At 32.1% G+C, this 19,514-nt stretch carries 15 protein-coding genes and 3 pseudogenes; 11 read left to right on the top strand and 7 right to left on the bottom strand.

Features of this window, described 5'->3' with window-relative positions; translation table 11 throughout:
• The first annotated feature begins 12 nt into the window (after positions 1 to 12).
• Together ABLV95_RS09115 and ABLV95_RS09110 are read left to right on the top strand one after the other, a co-directional pair.
• Positions 13 to 1,914 carry a DHA2 family efflux MFS transporter permease subunit gene (locus ABLV95_RS09115; protein WP_460875415.1) on the top strand — a complete coding sequence of 634 codons (1,902 nt, stop codon included), beginning with the start codon at positions 13 to 15 and terminating at the stop codon, positions 1,912 to 1,914.
• A 72-nt stretch (positions 1,915 to 1,986) separates the two neighbouring features.
• Positions 1,987 to 3,587 (top strand): annotated as a pseudogene (locus ABLV95_RS09110) (IS3 family transposase).
• A 134-nt stretch (positions 3,588 to 3,721) separates the two neighbouring features.
• On the opposite strand, the gene ABLV95_RS09105 reads toward ABLV95_RS09110, so the two are convergent.
• Complete coding sequence (locus tag ABLV95_RS09105; protein WP_427706609.1) at positions 3,722 to 4,363, bottom strand: hypothetical protein; 642 nt, start codon at positions 4,361 to 4,363, stop codon at positions 3,722 to 3,724.
• A gap of 279 nt (positions 4,364 to 4,642) precedes the next feature.
• On the opposite strand from ABLV95_RS09105, the gene ABLV95_RS09100 reads away from it, so the two are divergent.
• On the top strand, positions 4,643 to 5,542 hold the full coding sequence (locus ABLV95_RS09100) for an alpha/beta hydrolase fold domain-containing protein (protein WP_427706611.1): 900 nt from the start codon (positions 4,643 to 4,645) through the stop codon (positions 5,540 to 5,542).
• Positions 5,543 to 5,738: 196 nt separating this feature from the next.
• Here ABLV95_RS09100 and ABLV95_RS09095 read toward each other — a convergent pair whose 3' ends face one another.
• Positions 5,739 to 6,140, bottom strand: a complete 402-nt coding sequence (locus ABLV95_RS09095) for a hypothetical protein (protein WP_285323699.1) — start codon at positions 6,138 to 6,140, stop codon at positions 5,739 to 5,741.
• On the bottom strand, positions 6,137 to 6,622 hold the full coding sequence (locus tag ABLV95_RS09090) for a thioesterase family protein (protein ID WP_427706614.1): 486 nt from the start codon (positions 6,620 to 6,622) through the stop codon (positions 6,137 to 6,139). Before ABLV95_RS09090 ends, ABLV95_RS09095 begins: the two co-directional genes overlap by 4 nt.
• Positions 6,623 to 6,773: 151 nt before the next feature.
• Here ABLV95_RS09090 and corA point away from each other — a divergent pair, with 151 nt between their 5' ends.
• Entirely contained in the window at positions 6,774 to 7,721 is a 948-nt protein-coding gene (gene corA / locus ABLV95_RS09085) for a magnesium/cobalt transporter CorA (RefSeq protein ID WP_427706616.1), read from the top strand.
• Positions 7,722 to 7,795: 74 nt separating this feature from the next.
• A pseudogene (fni, locus tag ABLV95_RS09080) lies at positions 7,796 to 8,840 on the top strand (type 2 isopentenyl-diphosphate Delta-isomerase).
• Positions 8,841 to 8,949: 109 nt separating this feature from the next.
• Here the strand turns inward: fni and ABLV95_RS09075 are convergent.
• On the bottom strand, positions 8,950 to 9,639 hold the full coding sequence (locus ABLV95_RS09075) for a sodium/glutamate symporter (RefSeq protein WP_460875412.1): 690 nt from the start codon (positions 9,637 to 9,639) through the stop codon (positions 8,950 to 8,952).
• The gene (locus ABLV95_RS09070; protein ID WP_460876750.1) at positions 9,605 to 10,009 is read right to left on the bottom strand and encodes a sodium/glutamate symporter; all 405 of its coding nucleotides are present in this window, start codon (positions 10,007 to 10,009) and stop codon (positions 9,605 to 9,607) included. The genes ABLV95_RS09075 and ABLV95_RS09070 overlap by 35 nt, the downstream gene beginning before the upstream one ends.
• A gap of 544 nt (positions 10,010 to 10,553) precedes the next feature.
• Here ABLV95_RS09070 and ABLV95_RS09065 point away from each other — a divergent pair.
• Positions 10,554 to 11,885 (top strand): Na+/H+ antiporter NhaC family protein, encoded by a 1,332-nt coding sequence (locus tag ABLV95_RS09065; protein WP_460875410.1) that lies wholly within the window; start codon positions 10,554 to 10,556, stop codon positions 11,883 to 11,885.
• Positions 11,886 to 12,211: 326 nt separating this feature from the next.
• On the opposite strand, the gene ABLV95_RS09060 is transcribed toward ABLV95_RS09065, so the two are convergent.
• On the bottom strand, positions 12,212 to 12,823 hold the full coding sequence (locus tag ABLV95_RS09060; protein WP_427706622.1) for a DNA-3-methyladenine glycosylase: 612 nt from the start codon (positions 12,821 to 12,823) through the stop codon (positions 12,212 to 12,214).
• A gap of 204 nt (positions 12,824 to 13,027) precedes the next feature.
• On the opposite strand from ABLV95_RS09060, the gene ABLV95_RS09055 reads away from it, so the two are divergent.
• From ABLV95_RS09055 to ABLV95_RS09040, 4 genes and pseudogenes are all read left to right on the top strand, one after another.
• On the top strand, positions 13,028 to 13,672 hold the full coding sequence (locus ABLV95_RS09055; RefSeq protein WP_460875408.1) for a DUF805 domain-containing protein: 645 nt from the start codon (positions 13,028 to 13,030) through the stop codon (positions 13,670 to 13,672).
• A gap of 189 nt (positions 13,673 to 13,861) precedes the next feature.
• Positions 13,862 to 14,762, top strand: a pseudogene (locus ABLV95_RS09050) (ABC transporter ATP-binding protein).
• Complete coding sequence (locus tag ABLV95_RS09045) at positions 14,755 to 15,993, top strand: ABC transporter permease (protein WP_460875406.1); 1,239 nt, start codon at positions 14,755 to 14,757, stop codon at positions 15,991 to 15,993. The pseudogene ABLV95_RS09050 and the gene ABLV95_RS09045 overlap by 8 nt, the downstream one beginning before the upstream one ends.
• A gap of 679 nt (positions 15,994 to 16,672) precedes the next feature.
• Positions 16,673 to 17,689, top strand: a complete 1,017-nt coding sequence (locus ABLV95_RS09040) for an aldose epimerase family protein (protein ID WP_427706630.1) — start codon at positions 16,673 to 16,675, stop codon at positions 17,687 to 17,689.
• A 221-nt stretch (positions 17,690 to 17,910) separates the two neighbouring features.
• On the opposite strand, the gene ABLV95_RS09035 is transcribed toward ABLV95_RS09040, so the two are convergent.
• Positions 17,911 to 18,579, bottom strand: a complete 669-nt coding sequence (locus tag ABLV95_RS09035) for an MOSC domain-containing protein (protein WP_427706632.1) — start codon at positions 18,577 to 18,579, stop codon at positions 17,911 to 17,913.
• 163 nt (positions 18,580 to 18,742) lie between these two features.
• Between ABLV95_RS09035 and ABLV95_RS09030 the strand changes: the two genes are divergently transcribed.
• Positions 18,743 to 19,432, top strand: a complete 690-nt coding sequence (locus ABLV95_RS09030; protein ID WP_069832974.1) for a ribose 5-phosphate isomerase A — start codon at positions 18,743 to 18,745, stop codon at positions 19,430 to 19,432.
• Positions 19,433 to 19,514 lie beyond the last annotated feature (82 nt).

Genomic DNA, 19,514 nt, shown 5'->3' with positions numbered 1-19,514 from the left:
GGAGGGCTTGAAATGACAATAGCCTTCATTATAATTTACGTAGTCATAGCGCTCATTCTTGTCGGATTATTGAATCTATTTATCACTAAAAAAAATAAGAAGAAATCAATGCGACAAATGGAACATGCTAAGCATGAAAACAACACATCGAATGAAACTTATCAATCTAAATTTAAAGTAAGAGACAATGAAAAATCTAGCGAAACAATGTCACAATCTGAAGAAACACATCATACAAGTGAAAATGTTACATCGGATTCTGGTGTACTTGATGATGAAATTGAACACTCAAATACAGAAACAGAAGAAGTACAACAACAAACTGATTCTGATCACGAAAAGATAAATCCAAATTCAGAAGAAGCCCAAGTCAATGAACAGCTAAAAGCTAAACATAGTTCATTTATGTTTGGTAAGGGTGCTACACAAGGCAAAGTTTTAGTAGCCATGATTTTTGGTATGTTCATTGCAATTTTAAACCAAACATTATTGAACGTGGCTTTACCAGAAATCAATATTGATTTTAATATTTCTGCGAATACGGGTCAGTGGCTGATGACAGGATTTATGTTGGTCAACGGTATTTTGATTCCTATCAGTGCGTATTTATTTAATAAATACTCTTATCGTAAACTCTTTTTAGTTGCGATGGCATTATTCACTCTGGGCTCTTTAGTCTGTGGTATATCAGGCTCGTTTGGAATGATGATGGTAGGACGCGTATTGCAAGCCATTGGCGCAGGTATATTAATGCCGTTAGGTACAAATGTATTTATGACGATTTTCCCACCAGAAAAACGTGGTGCGGCAATGGGAACGTTAGGTATCGCAATGATCTTAGCACCAGCGATTGGTCCAACATTATCTGGATATATCGTTGAAAATTATCAATGGAATGTTATGTTCTATGGTATGTTTATCATCGGACTTGTAGCTTTAGTTGTTGGTTATATATGGTTTAAAGTATATCAAGAAACGACAAACCCTAAAGCAGATATTCCAGGTATTATCTTTAGTACTATTGGTTTTGGTGCGTTATTATATGGTTTCAGTGAAGCAGGAAATAATACATGGACTTCACCTATAGTGTTAATTTCATTAGTGCTAGGTGTTATTTTTATTATTGCCTTTGTTATCAGAGAACTTACAATGCGTGTACCGATGTTAAATCTAGAAGTATTAAAATATTCTGGTTTCACTTTAACAACTGTAATCAATATGATTGTCACAATGAGTTTATTTGGTGGTATGATTCTGTTACCACTATATTTACAAAATCTAAGAGGATTCAGTCCAATGGAATCAGGTTTACTATTATTGCCAGGTGCATTAATTATGGGAGTAATGGGTCCAATTTCAGGTAAATTACTAGATACAATTGGTATTAAACCGTTAGCCCTTATAGGTACAGCAATTATGACTTATGCAACTTGGGAATTGACTAAACTTGATATGAATACAACATATGCTCACTTAGTAGTAGTTTATATGATTCGTTCATTTGGTATGAGTTTTATCATGATGCCGATTATGACTGCGGGTATGAATTCCTTGCCACAACGTTTGATTTCGCATGGTAATGCCTTATCCAATACATTAAGACAACTTGCAGGTTCTATAGGCACAGCCTTATTAGTGACTGTAATGTCAACACAAACAACTGAACATATCGTCGCTTATTCACAAGATTTAGATAAAACAAATCCATTTATTAAAGATCGTTTACAAGAAATGGCTCAAGCAATGGGTGGCGAACAATTGGCGACATCACAATTGTTAGAATTTGTTCAGAAACTCGCATCCATCAATGGTGTGAATAGTGCATTCTTAATTGCGACAGGTTTAAGTGCGCTTGCATTTATATTGAGTCTTTTCTTAAAAGGGAAAGAACATTATCTATCGAAAGAGAATTAAAGTAACTATAAAATATTAAAGCGTGAGGATAAAATTCTCATTCCAAATTAAAAGAACCAATCCGTTAGTTTGATATGCTCCCTTCAAAGTAGACACTTAAAAAGTAAAAACTTTGAAGGGAGTTTTTTTGTGTCTCAAAAACTTAAAGTAGATTTAAATTCACTTCTTATTGCCTTTGACAAATATGAAGAAGGCATGAGTTTTGCGAATATTGTAGATGAATTAAACCTAGATATTCATACAGGTATATTAAGAGATAAATACTATCAATATTTAGATAAAGGTATGGAATCGTTGATTCCAAAATCAAATAACAATAGTTATTCAAAAGAATTTAAAATGAACGTTGTTGATGAATATTTTCATAGTGAGTTATCTTATCGAGATTTAGCGATTAAATACAACGTGCCATCACATAAGACTATAATTAATTGGACAAAACGTTATACTGAGGATAAAGAGAACCAAAATTATTCTTCAATATCTGAGGTGTATATAATGAAAGCGAAAAAAACGACTTATGAAGAAAAATTAAATATCGTTAAATTTTATCTGGATAATGAATTAAGTTACAAAGAAATAGCCCAAAGATTTAATGTTACTTACGGTCAAGTGTACCAATGGATACAAAAATATAAAGAGCATGGCGGCGACGGTCTAATCGATGGTCGAGGTAAAGGTAAACCTCAATCAATATTAACTTCTGAAGAAGTTAATGAAGCTGAAATTAAAGCATTAAAAGAACGTAATAAAATTTTAGAAATGGAAAATAAAGTTTTAAAAAAATATCAAGAAATAGAAAGAGAGATGATGAATCAAAAATCAAACAAATCACGGCATACGAAACGATCCAAACGCTAAAAGAAGAATATCCTGTTCAACAACTATGCCAAACGCTTGGAATTTCAAGATCCAGTTATTATAAATGGATTCATCGCGTACCTACACAAAGAGATGTAGAAAACGAATCTTTAATGGAAGACATACAAGAAATATATGATAAATATAAAGGCATTTATGGTTACAGACGTATTTACATTTATATTCGAATTAAATTAGGTAAAAAAGTGAATCAGAAGCGTATTTATCGATTAATGAAAAAACTGAGACTAACTGCTGTCATACGTCGTAAGAGAGCACCATATAAACGCTCAACGCCTCAAATCACAGCTGAAAATATATTGAATCGTGAATTTCAAGAAGATAAACCTAACGTTAAATGGTTAACTGATGTAACTGAGTTTCGACTTAAAGCCGGAAACAAAGTATATTTAAGTGCTATTTATGATTTAGGTACAAATAAAATAGTTAGTTATGAAACAAGTGCTTCAAATAATAATCAACTCGTATTTAACACTTTTGATAAAGCAGTATGTAATATGGACTCTACCGAAGGTATTCTTTTGCATAGTGACCGAGGGTACCAATACACATCTAGGCGATTTAGAGATAAATTAAATCGCTTTGGCGTAATTCAAAGTATGTCGCGTGTTAGTAGATGTATAGATAATGGACCAATGGAAAGTGTTTGGGGGATTATTAAAAGTGAGATTTATAGAGGAAATAAACATTATTTATTTGAGAATATAGAAAGAGCTAAAATTATTATAGATGATTATATTCATTTTTTTAATAATGAGCGCATCACATTAAAAATGGCTGATCTCGCTTAATACGAGATCAACCTAAAATTTAATTATTTACTTGTCTACTTGACTGGGTGCAGTTCAGTTGTTTAATGGATTGGTTCTTTCTATTTTAAATTTAGTTGTATTAGTTTAATGAATCAATGCTTATGCTTTGGATATTAAGCACGTATACGAGGTTTACGATTTCTAAAAAGCATACTAATGATAATCAAAGCAATACTACATCCTAAAAGAATGAGCGCATTATGAATTGCGTCGGCTTCTGTCAATATATCAATAGGCCTAACTGAAACGTAATATTGATTCATTGAATCGGCAATACGTTTAGCAATATTTTTAATTAAGTAAGAAAAACCAAATGTAATAACTAACATAATAGCAATAACAAACATATTGACAACTTTTAATGCAGTTCTATTAAAAATAATCGTAAAAATTGTTAAAATGATACTAAAAATACAAGCAATAAAAAATACATAAAACACTAATATTAAACGATCGATACTTGTTTGTAAGTTATCAATGTTTTCAACATTGATATTTAAGTTAGAGAAGCTATTGATCGTTTCCTGAAAGTTTGTAAGTTGGTGGAAGTTAATCGTTTCTTTGACAAATACTAGATTGAAAATAGGTTCCTTAAACATACTATAGCCTGTAATAGCTACTAATATTAATACGATAAGTTGGATAAGTATGTTCACCCAAGAAAGTTTCTTTTTACCGTAGCGAGATCCTCTTTGCATAGGCTCGCTCGTTAATGTGTGCTCAAAATCGGCAAACTGTTTGTTTTTTTCGGCCATAAGGTGCTCCTTTCGCTAAACTAATATTAACATCTTCTTATTTTATGACTTTTGTTTTGTTATAATGCTTAATAACTGATACATTTTAATTATCGATAGAATGTATTTAATATTCAATAGCATTTAAAATAGGGGTTTTTTATGTTACTTACATTATATTATATCTTCTTTTTTATGTCATTGTATTAATTTTACCATAACATTAATTTTTAAATACTAAATTATATTAAAAAATTCTGATAAAATGCACATTAAATATAGAGATTGGGTTGATTATGAATGAAATCAAGACTGACAACAAAATTTATCAACAAGTATTTATTACCACATAGATCAATTTTATTTGAAGGTGAGCAAGATTTTGAACGATTTTTAGATACAAGGTTAAAAATGAATGAAAAAAAGCATAAACAACCAGAAACATTAAATGTAAAATCTGATTTGGATAAGCAAACTATAGGGAACATGCAGCTTTTCAGATTTTGTTTTAGGCATAGTCGCAAGAAAAAAATACTATATATACATGGTGGCTACAATGTATTGCAACCGTCAGCATTTCATTGGAGATTAATGGATAAGCTCGCATTAAGTACATTACATGAAATTGTTATGCCAATTTATCCTAAAGCACCTGAGTACTATATTGATGACACATATAGTGCTATTTTTGAAGTGTATAATCAATTATTATCCGAAGTGAGTAGTGATGAAATTGTTATTATGGGTGATGGGACTGGCGGTGCATTAGCATTAGGCTTTATGCAGCAATTGCAAGATAAGCAACAACCCTTACCAAATAAACTTTATTTACTGTCACCGCTTCTAGATGCGGATCTACAAAACGAAGCGATTACAGAAGAATTAGAAAAGAAAGATGTCATTCTAAATAGATATGGTATTCAAAAAATTATGCGCCATTGGTCAAAAGGTTTTTCACTAGATGAACCTAAAGTTTCACCTATTAATGGGAATTTAAGTCATTTACCACCGATATTTATGTTTGGTGGTACGCGTGAAATTTATCAACCAGATATGAAAAAATTGGTTGATATTTTAGAAGAGCGTCAACAACCCATACATTATTATGAATATAAAAATATGGTTCATGCATTCGAACTTTTGCCTATTAGAGAGTCTCATAAAGTGGTTAAACAAATCGTTAATACAATTGATGTATAATGTACGATAAAGTTAGTTATTTCAAATGAAAATCCAACTTACAAAGGCAAAGGATATAGAATAAAATAAAACGAGGCTGGGACATAAATACTTGTCTCAGCCTGAATTATTTTCTAGTCAGCTTTGCCGAGGTGACTCATACAACGAAATCTTTTTAGAAACATTAGATTTCTGTCCCACTACGGTTTCATTGCGTTTAAGTATTTATAAGTGTGTTAACTGTATCAATAACTAATTTTTGACCCCTTAGATTATAGTGAGTGGCTAAAAATAATTCAAATTCATCTTGAGGTTCAATCATTGAACTAAAGTTAGAAGCAGATGTTTCAAATTCTTCAGAAGTAATAAGCGTGTAATTATTATAATGTTCAATGAATGTACGGTCATCTGTATATGTTTTTAAAAGCGTATGAATGGCATCGATTGCCTTCTTTTGACCTTGGAGATAGCTTATATCTAAACCTCGCTTAATGAGTTTACTATCAGGGCCATTAATAACGAGACTTTTATTTTGGTTAAGTTCACTCAGTTCAAATTTAGTATTATCAAATAAATCATAAAGTTGTAATTGTACGATTTCTCTTATACTTTGTGTCATGAATATGCATCTCCTTGTTGTGGAATGTTGATACGATGACCTAATTGTTTAGGCCACTCGATGCGTCCTTGATTATCATAGTAACTTACAATTTGATCTAAATAATGTTGAGGGAATGGGGCTGATTTTTTAGTCTCTCTGCTAATACCTAACATCATAGCTTCATTTGTAGCTACAGTCGTCCCGTCTTGTTGTTTCATTATACAGAAGAAATGTACTCTCTTAACATCATAATTATATATATATACACTGATGTAGAATTGGTCATTTTCAATTAATTCCGATAAATAAGCAGTCTGTTCCTCAACAGTGAACATTGTATAATTTAATGCTTTACGTTCTTGAAGTGATAAACCATGCTGATAATTAAATTGGTTAATTGCGTCACTAAAAACCATATTGTAGTTCGCATCATGTACGTGTCCGTTATGGTCAATCATTTCTTGAGCAACAGTTTGAACTACTGTAAAAGGCTTTTCCATGTAAACAGCTCCTTGGTTGTTAAAAACAAAAGTAATAGTTAAATTTTAACATGTAAATGTATTTTCTAAAGAAAAATAACTAAAACTTACCAAACCATACATACGGTCTATTTCATGGTAAAATAGAAGAAATGATTTGAGGAGGGAAATTATGAGTGTGACAATAAAATATCAGACTTCCAAAGAAACTTTAACTCAAGTTAACCACTTTAAAGAAATTCCTGAATCAGCTACTTTTATCTGGTGTGATTTTAATGATCCATCTGATGAAGAAAACGAGATGTTACAATCCTACTTTAATTTTAATCAGCTTGAAATTGATGATACGGTAAATGGGACTCCAAGAGCTAAATATAAAACCTATGATACTTATCAATACATAGTGTTTCATAGTGTTGACTCGCAATATAAAGGAGATAAAGTTCTGAATCTGTTCATTAAAGACAACATGTTAATTACATATCATCATAAGCCCTTTGATGTATTACAAGAAGTGGAACAGTATATCTCAAGTCATTATGAATCGGATTTAGATGCTTCAGATGCGATACTTTATATTTTGGACGAAGTTGTAGATACTTATTTTGAATTAATTTATGATATCGAAAATAAAGTCTATGAGTTAGAAGATAGAGAAACACATGGTAGCTCAACTAAAGAAATAATGGATGATGTATTTAAAATACGTTCAAAAATCATAAAATTAAAGCGTATTATATATCCAATGAGAGAATTAGTAGAGAATATGAAAGAAAGCAGTCAATTACTTGTAGATGACAAAAATCATATGTATATTCAACATATAGACGATCATATGATTAAACAAGAAAATATAATGAACTTATCACAAGAAATGACAGAAGAAATAAGGGATAATTATTCGTCATATTCATACTATAAGATGAATAGCATTATGCAAATACTTACTTTAGTATCTGTTGTATTCCTCCCACTAACATTAATTACAGGTATATATGGAATGAATTTTTCAAATATGCCAGAGCTTAAATGGCATTACGGTTATTACATTGTGCTTGCAATCATGTTAGCGATTAGTATAGGGAGTATTTTTTATTTTAAAAAAGAAAAATGGTTTTAATTTTATATTTGAAAATATAGGTAATGTTTTAAATAATAGAGTGAACATAATAAGGATTGAAAGTAGGGCAAAAGATGAGTGATAATAAAAGAGAACAAAGAAAGAATGAGCACGTAGAAATTGCAATGGCACAACAAGATGCTACAATTTCAGATTTTGATGAAATAAGGTTTGTCCATCATTCAATTCCGAATATTGATGTGGATGATGTTAATATACAAAGTGAATTAAAGGACTTTACACTTAAGAAACCATTATATATTAATGCAATGACAGGCGGCAGTGAATGGACGAAAGAAATCAATGAGAAGCTGGCAATCATTGCACGTGAAACTGGGATGGCAATGGCTGTAGGATCTACACATGTTGCTTTACGTAATAGTAAAATGATTTCATCATTTAGTGTAGTAAGAGAAACAAATCCTGATGGTATTATATTCAGTAATGTTGGTGCAGATGTGCCTGTAGATAAAGCAGTTGAATCAGTGAAATTACTTGATGCACAAGCGCTACAAGTTCATGTAAATGCACCCCAAGAACTTGTCATGCCAGAAGGGAATAGAACCTTCTCTACATGGATGGAAAACCTTGCGCAAATTGTAGCACATGTGGATGTACCAGTAATTGTTAAAGAAGTTGGCTTTGGTATGAGCAAAGAAACAATTAAACAATTGTATGAGATTGGAATCCGATACGTTGATGTAAGTGGACGCGGCGGTACAAACTTTGTAGATATTGAAAATGAAAGACGTACGTATAAAGATATGGATTATCTTGGTTTATGGGGTCAAACGACTGTTGAATCATTATTAGAAAGTACTGCACACCAAGCAAGATATGGATATATTAGCAAGTGGTGGTGTGAGAACACCATTAGATGCAGTGAAATGCCTTGCATTAGGTGCGAGTGCTGTTGGTATGTCACGACCATTTTTAAACCAAGTCGAGAACCATGGCATTACAGAGACAATTAATTATACTGAACAATTCACAGAGCATATGAAGAAAATTATGACCATGCTTGATACGCCAACAATTAAAGATTTAAAACAATCACAAATGATCTTTAGTCCTAAGCTAGAATCATGGATAGAGCAAAGAGGATTAGATATTAGGTAATAAAAAGGATGGCTAAGACATAAATACTTGTCTCGGCCATCCTTTTATTCAACTGAGCATGTTTATATCTCAGTTTGATTCAAATGTCATTTTACTTTAACCAAAAATGTTAATGAATGCTCGTAACGATTGGTACACCAAGTAAATCTATTAAGAACGCACCGACAATCGGAACGACAAGATAAGCTTTAGGTGATGCACCGTATTTTTTAGTAATAACATCTAAGTTAGCCATTGCGTTAGGTGTAGCACCAAGACCGTGTCCGATGAAACCACCAATCATAACTGCGGCATCATAATTTTTACCAAGTCCTCGGAATACGACGAAGACTGAGAATAAAACGATGAATACAACTTGTGCTAATACAATAACAATTAATGGAACTGCTAATTGATAAATTTCAGTAAGTTGAATACTCATTAAGGCAATAGATAAGAATAAGCTAAGAGAAACATCACTGATACTATCGATAATCTTCATATCAATCAGATTTAAATTGTTATATTCTGAAATATTACGTATGATAACTGCAACAAACATAGCACCTACATAAACAGGGATATTAATACCTGTTAAATCTGAGAACGTATTACCTAAATAAGAACCAATAGCCATACAGATGGCTACAATTGAAAATTGTAATAGGAAAATAGTTGTCGGTGTCATGCGATTTTTTAAGTATGAGTTTGATTTTACACTACTGTAATCTTTCATTGTTTCTTCTGCATGTTCTGGTTTTAAATTATATTTATTTATTAAAAATTTAACGACTGGTCCACCAATTAAACCACCGAGCAACAAGTCCTAATGTTGCAGCTGCTAGAGCGGCTGTTAATGCGGAATCAATACCCATGTCTTGCACGGTTTGACCATATGCTGCAGCATTACCATGTCCACCTTCCATTGACATTGAACCAGCTGTTAGTCCAAGCAATGGCGGAATATTTAAAACTTTTGCGATAGATACACCGATGATATTTTGGAATACGGCAAGAACGCCACAAAAGATAAAATATAATATTAATACTTTTCCGCCTAAGCGTAGTAGTTTTAATGATGCTCCTAGCCCAATTGTTGTAAAGAAAGCAAGCATAAAGAAATTCTGAATAAAATCAGAATCTAATTTTATTGTTATAATATTCGTTGATTGTAAGACAGCAACTAGTATTGAGAATAATAAACCACCAATTACTGGTGCTTGGAATACATAATCGCCTTAAAATTGATACGTGATTCACAATAAATATACCAAAAAGGTATAAAACACTCGCGAGTGCTAAAGTAGTAATAGCATCTAGCTCTAGCATTTTCATTCCCCCTCATTTTACAAATAAATCTCTCCTATAATGTGATATGTAAACAAATTTCGCACTAAAACAAGAAAGTGCTTACAAAAGCCCATTGTATTTATTATACATTTTAAAACACTATAACGCTAGAAAAGAATTAAATTCGAAAGAAAATTAATTTCATTTGTGTAAAATAACACTTTGATTTTTAATGTTACTTCATTTATATAGTATTAAAGGTAATAGCAGTGCTTCAAAATTGATTCATAATATAATAGAGGTAGTATTAAAATGAGCTATATCAATGTGATGGAACGAAAATGAATAACTGAATAAAAGAAATGAAGTTTTATGCAATGACATTCAATCGGTTTTGATATACTATATATCATATGTAAATACTAGGTTATAAGGAGTAAGTATATGGATGAATCATTAAGAAGTGAAAAACAATATGGTGCGTTAGCATTATTGCCGTTATTAATATTTTTAGTTTTATATATCGGTGTGGGGATTACATTTACGATTATGGGCAAAGAGGATGCTTTTGATCAACTGCCACGACATGTCGCTATTTTTATAGGTATTGTCATAGCATGGACTTGTTATGATAGAAAAACGAAATTTACGAAAAAAGTTCAGATTTTTACTGAACACGCGGGGAACTCAGGCATTGTAAATCTTGGATTAATATTGTTACTTGCAGGTGCTTTTTCAACGGTTACGTCTGAAATGGGGGGTAAAGAAGCTATGGTCAACATGGGTCTATCCGTGATTCCGCCAAGTTTACTTATCCCAGGAATATTTATAATGAGTGGGTTTGCTGCCTTAACGTTAGGGACTTCAACAGGAGCGCAAGCAACATTTATTCCTGTAGGTGTAGCCGTGGCACAAGCAGCGGACTTAAGCGTAGCGGCAGCAGGTGCGGCTGTTATTGCAGGTGCTTACTTTGGTGATAATTTATCTATCATTTCTGATACAACGATTGCCGCAACGAACGGCGTAGGTGCCAAGATGAAAGATAAATTTAAAATGAATGTGCTCATTGCTATGCCCGCCGCATTCATCACAGCGATTATATATGCCATTGTTGGTGGGACTGGTAATGTAGAAGGCGATTTAAGTTTCAATTTCATTAATATTTTGCCTTATATATTTGTATTAATAGCGGCTATTGCAGGTTTAGACGTCATTCTTGTGCTTATTCTTGGTATCGGGATGGCTGGACTACTAGGTTTGGTTCAAGGTCAAATGGGTATCTTCCAATTTACGAAATCGATTGGTGATGGTATGGAAAGTATGTTCAACATTTTCCTTGTAGCATTCTTAGTATCTGGCCTTGTAGCATTGATTCGATACTATGGTGGTGTAGATTGGATCATTCAAGCTATGAAGCGAAAAGCTACAGGACGTAAAAGTGCTGAATATGTCATCAGTATGATGTCAGGTGTGCTGTCTGCCGCACTTTCACATAATACGTTAGCGATTATTATTTCGGCACCAATTGCAAAAGAGATTGGTGATGAATATAAAGTGCCACCTAAACGGATGGCCAGCTTACTAGATATATTTGCTTGTAGTGCTTTAATGGTCCTCCCTCATGACAGTGGGATGTTAATGGTAGAGCAATATGGCGATGTCTCTTATTTAGAAGTATTAAAATATTCATTCTATCCAGTTATATTGGTTATTTGTACAATTATTACAATTCAATTTGGTTTATTAGATGGGAATAAAAAGTTAAAAAATAAATAGTTGATGAAAAACTTATGCTTGATATAGAAAAAAGAGCTTCCATTTTTGGAAGCTCTCAGAGTGTCGACAAAGTCTCTGACTTTGTTGGCACTTTTTTGTGCACGCTTTCCGTGGGCACAGCCTCAGCCAGTAGTATTCGGCTAGTGCTTTTCCCGCAGGAGTCGGCCCAAATTACTGCCATTTTTCAAACAAAAATAATATAATATGTTTAAATTAAACAGTGGTGGGGTCTGTAATGTTGAATAAATCAATCGATAAAAGAAATAGAAACGAACGTAGCGGAGCTTCCATTTTTGGAAACTCCTTTTCTATATGATTATAATTAGTTATTTGCGCCAAGTATGTTCTGGGTCAGTCATATCTGATTTACGCATCTTAGAGACATAGGGATTGCCTTTTACAGTAAAGCGTAGTGGTTTAAATGTCCAGTCGCCTTTGTTTGGAATTCCAATACGTCCGCTTTCTTCAATAGCACATGGGTATTTACGATTTTTAGTGTCGATTAATAGACGACTTTCATTTAAACGAGAACCATCTAAATGTCGAGGAATATTAAAAGCTTTGGTCCACTTTCCAGGTCCGTTGGTTAATTCAAATCCACTTTTTCCTCTATTTAATTTCATGGTTTCGATACCTTCTTTAGGTTCGACAGCTCTAATTAATACACCTTCAGGGACGCCTTCATCTTTTGTGACAAAATTTATTAAAAGGTGATTGTGCATCACGTGTGCATATATCGTCCCACCTCGTTTATATAAAGATTCTACTTTGGGCGTTCTTTTTCCATTAAAACCATGAGCGGCGCGGTCTTCTTTGCCAACATAGGCCTCTGTTTCTACAATATATCCAGTGAATGTTTCGAGTTCATCTTGAAAAATCACTTTGATACCTAGTAAATCTTTAGCAATAGTTATTGTATCTCGACGTAAAAAATCCATGAGTTGTTCCTCCGATTTCTAGTTTTTTAAAAAATAAATATTTTTAAATGTTTTTTTTAGAATCAGTAAAATTGTATTACTACTTACAAAATAGTTTGTTACACTAAACTAAATAAGATATTTAAAGAATTTACATATAATGTACCAAAATTTAATGTGAATTAAAAATTATCTTTAACATATGAATATGAAAGGGGGAGTATTATGGAGCGGAAAGTTAGTTTTCTTCAAGCACTCAAATTGTTCTGGACAAACTATGTTAATTTTAAAGGGCGCTCACGTCGAAGCGAATATTGGTATATGATATTATGGCATATGATTTTTATGATACCAGGGCTAATATTACTTATTATAGGTTTTATTATGCTTGTTTCAGGTCTTTCATCTTATTCTGGTGAAATCACTGTAATTGGAGGCATTCTAATATTCATATCTTTTATATATCTTGTTATATATGGATTAGCTACACTGATTCCTTGTCGGGCATTATTGGTTAGAAGATTTCATGATACAGGTAGACAAATGTTGATTCCAGTGATTTATTTTGCCGTATTAATTGTTACTAATATTATGATTACATTAATAAATGCGATGGATCCTGAATATGCTAATATTTCTAGTATCATTACGCTGATGTTGATATATATCATTTATGCGGTATTAGGAATATATTGTTTAGTTATTTGTTGTTTGGATAGTGAGAGAAAAACAAATAAATATGGGACGAGCCATAAATATGGTAATCACATTCGCTCGAATGCTCACATGTATGAGGATACTTTTAACCCAAAAGAAAATGAGCAACTTGGACAAACTCATAATCAAAAACAAGAGGAATTAAAATACTGAAATTAAAACGCTGTTACCAACTTAGTTTAAGTGGAAACAGCGTTAGTTTTTTCTTGTGCAATATCACTTGCACAAGAAGTAATAAAGTAGAATCATGTCTAGCAAAGTTGAATTTAAAATGTAACTTTGCTTGATCTAATGGTATTATCAAAGTATATAATTTTTAAAAAGAGAGGGGTCGGGGGCATAATGTCACTAAACATTAAACATGTAACCAAGAAATATAAAGATTTTACAGCGGTTAATGATATTTCATTATCTTTAGAACAAGGTAAAATGTTAGGTTTTCTAGGCAGAAATGGTGCAGGAAAAACGACAACCTTCAGAATGATTTTAGGACTAACGCCAATCACTGAAGGTAAAATTGCATATAATGACAAACCCATAGACAAGACTTCATACAACCACATTGGCTATTTACCAGAAGAGAGAGGATTACATCCTAAAATGAAAGTAGAAGATGAATTACGTTATTTAGCTACTTTAAAAGGAATGAAGTCCAAAGAAATTACGGAAGCTATAGATTATTGGTTAGATAGGTTTGGTATTAACGAAAATAGAGAAAAGAAAATTGAAGCATTATCCAAAGGAAATCAACAAAAAATCCAACTTTTAGCAAGTATGTTACATAAACCAGAATTATTAATTTTGGATGAACCATTCAGTGGCTTAGATCCAGTCAATGTAGAGTTATTAAAATCAGCTGTTAAAGATTTAAATGATGCTTGGTACTACTATTATATATAGCTCTCATAGAATGGAACATGTAGAAGAATTATGTGACAATGTCTGTATTCTAAATCGTGGAGAGCTTGTTGTTTCAGGTCCAATTGATGAAGTGAAAGCAAATCATGGTAAGAAAAGCGTCGTCATAGAAACAGAACATGAAATGCCAGAAATAGATAGCATTGACGGTGTATTACAAGTAGATAGAAGTAAAAGAGAAATCAAAGCAATGATTGAGACAGAAGAGGTTGCTGAAAAAATTTATGAAGTTGTAATACAGTATGGTTTCGTCAAACGATTCCAAGTTGTAGAACCATCACTAAATGAAATCTTTATAGCAAAAGTAGGTGACGTCAATGGATAAATTCTTTGCGACTTTTTCCTTAACTTATAAAAGTAAAGTCAAAACAAAGTCATTTGTTATTTTTACAGCTATTGTGATTCTTTTAATGGTTGGCGCGGCGAATATTAATAAAATTATTGATTTATTTGATGATGGACCTGATAAAGTAGGGGTCGTCTCATCGAATAATGAAATCTATAAAGTCATTAAATCACAAGGTGATCAACTTGATGAAGGCGCAGACTTTAAGCAATTATCAGAAAAACAAGCAAAGTCACAGGTTAAAAACGAAAAATTAGATAAAGCTTACGTTATTAAACTGAGTGAAGATAAAAAACTTTCAGGTAAAATATTGAGTAAAGATACTGTTTCAGAACAAGATAAGCAAAAATTAAAAGCGACATTATCAACTATACAAACACAATTTGTTGCGGCGAATTTAAACTTATCACAAGATGAATTAAAGCAGTTACAGTCTCAAAGTGAAGTAACTTCAGAAGTGCTTGCAGATAATGCTAACAATTCAAATTTAAGTGAAGCTCAAAAAGGCTTTAATACAATGATTGTATATGCAGGCGTGATGCTTATATTCTTTATCATTTTCAATTATGCGAGCCAAGTTGCTATGGAAATCGCAACTGAGAAAACATCACGAGTTATCGAAATGATTATTACGAGTGTGTCACCAGTGACGCATATTCTTGCGAAGATGGCAGGTGTGGTTTCAGTAGCATTAACCCAAATCAGTATATTTATTGTGGTCGGCATTATATGTTTCTTATTGTTTGATATTGGAGATATGTTAAAAGGGTTTAATATTGAACCAAACGAATTAACCGTGCAATTAATCGTCGTAGGTATCATATCAATGATTATTGGTATACTTTCATATATTATTTTAGCATCGATTTTAGGATCTATTACTGCTCGTATAGAAGATATTAATCAATCATTAATGCCAATGACATTAATTAGCATGATTGCATTTTATATTTCCTTATTTAGTATCATGAACACAGATACATTATTGGTGAAAATTACCAGCTTCATACCATTACTTTCACCATTTGTGATGTTTGTTCGTGCATCCACGCCAGATGTTGCTATATGGGAAATTGTATTAAGTATGATTATATCTATTATCACTATTTTTATACTATTATGGGTTGCAGTGCGTAGTTATAAAGATACGATTTTGAGTTTTGATAAAGGCTTTATGAGTTCGGTAAAACGTATATTTAACAAAAAATAATAATTTAAAATGAGCGATTATAATAAACTACCATCAACATGTAATATGTGGAGGTAGTTTATTTTTTATGATTGATACATTTATTGTGTATAAAAAACGTATCTTTTTAGAGTGAATAGAAAGTTGTTTATATAAAATTACTATGTACTTATATAAATTAAGTAGTAGAATAAAGAGGAAATCAACAAAGTTATAATATTATACAATGAAAATTTGGCTATTATTTGTATAATAATAGAAAAAGTATAACAATTTTTATGATTGTTTGTTAAAATTGACGATTAGTATAGATAAACATTTGACTAAATTGTTACAATATAAGAGAGTAATAGAAGAATTAGGGAGTATTAAATATTACACAAGATTTGTGTTATTGCATCACAGTGACTTTGCAAGTTAACTTATGCTAGAGGGAAGCATAGTTAATCACATTGATGTTGTTACATTTAATCGTATTATGTGTGATAGGGATTGTTCACTACAATTGAATTATTATTTTCAAAATAAATATTCAAATAAATTGGACTTGTAGTGAGACAGTTTACATTGCCTAAACACAATGAAGATCCCCTTCTGAGTTGTGATTTACAGGCCACGTTTGTAAGTGATGTTTTTATTCATGATAAAACCTGATATTAACTTTTGAAAAAGTATTGGGTTTGAAAGGGAGTAATTGATGATGTTTGCAAAAGTAGAAAGCCAAAGTAATGGTATTGATTTAATTAAAATTGATAATGAAGAAACGAAAATTGTTTTTACAAATTATGGTGCACGTATTGTCTCATGGAAGTACGATGATAATAACATTGTACTTGGAAATGTTGTAGAAGCAGATGAATTCTATGAAGAAAATCCATTTCATTTCGGGGCAACAATTGGCCGTTATGGTGGTAGAATTGCAAATGCTACTTTCGAATTAGATGGAAAGACTTATCAGCTTGACGCAAATAACGGTGAACATAACATACATGGTGGGCCAGAAGGTATTGGTACACGCTTTTTTGATTATGAAATTGAAGAGCAAGTGGGCCAAGTAAAAGTTATTTTTACAACAACTATAAAAAGTTCGGACGACCATTTTCCTGGCGATATTGAGCTAGAAGTGATTCATACTTATGATGTTGATCATAAATGGACAATTGAATACAAAGCAACCGCTACAGAGAAAACGTTATTTAATCCGATGAATCATGTTTATTTTAATTTGAATAGAGATAATAATGTGATTGATAACCATAGTATTTCAAGTTCAAAATTAGATATGTATTTATTAGGCGACGATAATATCGTTGAAAGCATGGAACCAATTGATTTAGTGGACACGTTTAACGAAAGAAACATACAATTTAAAGACATCTTTACGAGTGAGCATCCAGTTGTGAAAGCACAAATGGAACGTTTTGGCGGCATCGATCATCCATTTGATATAGGTGGCAATGAAATGACCGTTGAAAATAAACGCTTTTTATTAACAGTGAACACTGACATGCCAAATGTTGTCATTTTCACATTTAATGATACTACAAGTTGGCAAAGTGACTTTAATATTTATAAGGCACATTCTGGTTTTACGCTTGAAACGCAATGTATACCAAATGACATTAACTTAATGGGAGAAAAAGCACCATCTATATTGGAAGCTAATCAACCATACTATTCAAAAACGTCATATAAAATTTTTGAAAAAGAGTTATAGAAACTAAATTGATATTATGCAAATAAGTCTGGGACATTAATATATGTCTCAGACTTATTTTTATATTGTCAGTAGTTAACTGCATTGGAAATGCGCTTATATTAAACTTTTAAAGACTTACAATTCTTGTATTCCATTTTCTAGTCATCTTTGCCGAAGTCGAATCATACAACAAACCTTATTAGAAAAATTTAGTTTTCTATCTAGTTCCATTTATATAGTTATTTCTCTGCGATGTTTTGTGCGCGTTTTAAAAATTTTTGCAATTTTGAATGTCTCTCGTCAGTTAGATAGGGATTTTTCAAAGCATCTGTTAACCGCGTTATATTTTTATTATCGTTATAATAGATGTCATTCAGTTCGAACACTGAAAGCGGCATATGCGTGTTTGAAGAATGTATGAATTCTAAATTTGCACCATTATCTACAAATCCTTCTTTGATAACTCTAAGATAAAACCCAGTCTTGCAAGAACGCGACATGCGCTTAACTAAATCTGGAATTTTATACTTTTCTTGAATTTTCCAACATGGTTCTCTTATTTCAGATACTTCTACAATTGCTTCATCTAATTGAAATTGATCACCCAAATAAATATCATTTTCATCTAAATCGACAGCAGTTAAATTCTCACCAAACATAGCATAGTCAGGTAATGTAGAAACATCATTTTTCCATAATTCATAGTTCTTCTTACTATAAAGACATAGCGCTTTATCTGGTCCACCGTGTCCTTTATATTCTTGCTCATCTTCAATAAACCCAGTCTTCGATAACCACATTTGACTTGTAATTCTCTTTTTGTTTAAGGCTGAGCGCATCGGTCTTTTCGTACTGTATGATAAATCTTGAATTTTACCTGTAGAAATTGCATCTAGCGCATAAATCATAATTCAGTACCTCCTGCAGTTTAGTGATTATCATTTTAAAACAATTTTCAGAATATGCAAGTGAACATATATTAGCGTCTTATATTTACGTTTTTTAGCTATGTATTTTTATGAATCTCATGTACAATAAAGATAAAAGTACTGTGTGTAAAGGGGAAGCATTATGAATAAAAAACAGTTGAAGTTAAGTACATTTGATGATGCATTAGACCAAATTAAAGATGGTATGGTTGTGGGTATTGGTTCAGGTTCAACAATTGAACTACTCGTGCCAAAAATCGCAGAGAAATTAGAACAAGCACATATTGATATAACTGGCGTCTGTACTTCAAACAAAACAGCTTATATCGCAAAGGAATTAGGTATGCGGGTAGTCGATGTAAACGATGTGGATAAAATTGATATCGCAATTGATGGCGCCGATGAAGTAGACAATCAATTAAACCTTATAAAAGGTGGCGGTGGAGCACTATTTAGAGAAAAAGTAATTGATGCTATGGCAGACAGATTTATTGTTTTAATAGATGATAGTAAATGCGTAGATTATTTAGGCCAAACGTTTAAGCTTCCTGTGGAAGTAGATAAATTTAATTGGCTACTCGTTTCTAAAAAGATTGAGTCATATGGTAAGGGTAATATTAAAGCAATACGCCGTGTTGTTGATGATGTGCCATTTATTACAGATAATGGAAACTATATATTGGACTTAGAATTAAACGGAAGTATAGATGCTTACGAAATGCATGAATATTTAATCCATCTTGTGGGTGTATTGGAAACCGGTTATTTCTTAGATGTTGCTGACCAAATTATTATTGGTTCACCAGACGGTGTGAAAGTACTTGAAAAATAAATAATACAAAAAGGCGGATGAGACATGTAATTATGTCTCATCCGCTTTTTTGTACTTTTATTTAAAGGTGGTAGTCCTTTGG

It is taken from the genome of Staphylococcus sp. Mo2-1, from assembly GCF_046721385.1.
In the GTDB taxonomy this organism is placed as follows: Bacteria; Bacillota; Bacilli; order Staphylococcales; family Staphylococcaceae; genus Staphylococcus; species Staphylococcus equorum_A.
This window is presented reverse-complemented; position numbering and strand designations above follow the sequence as displayed.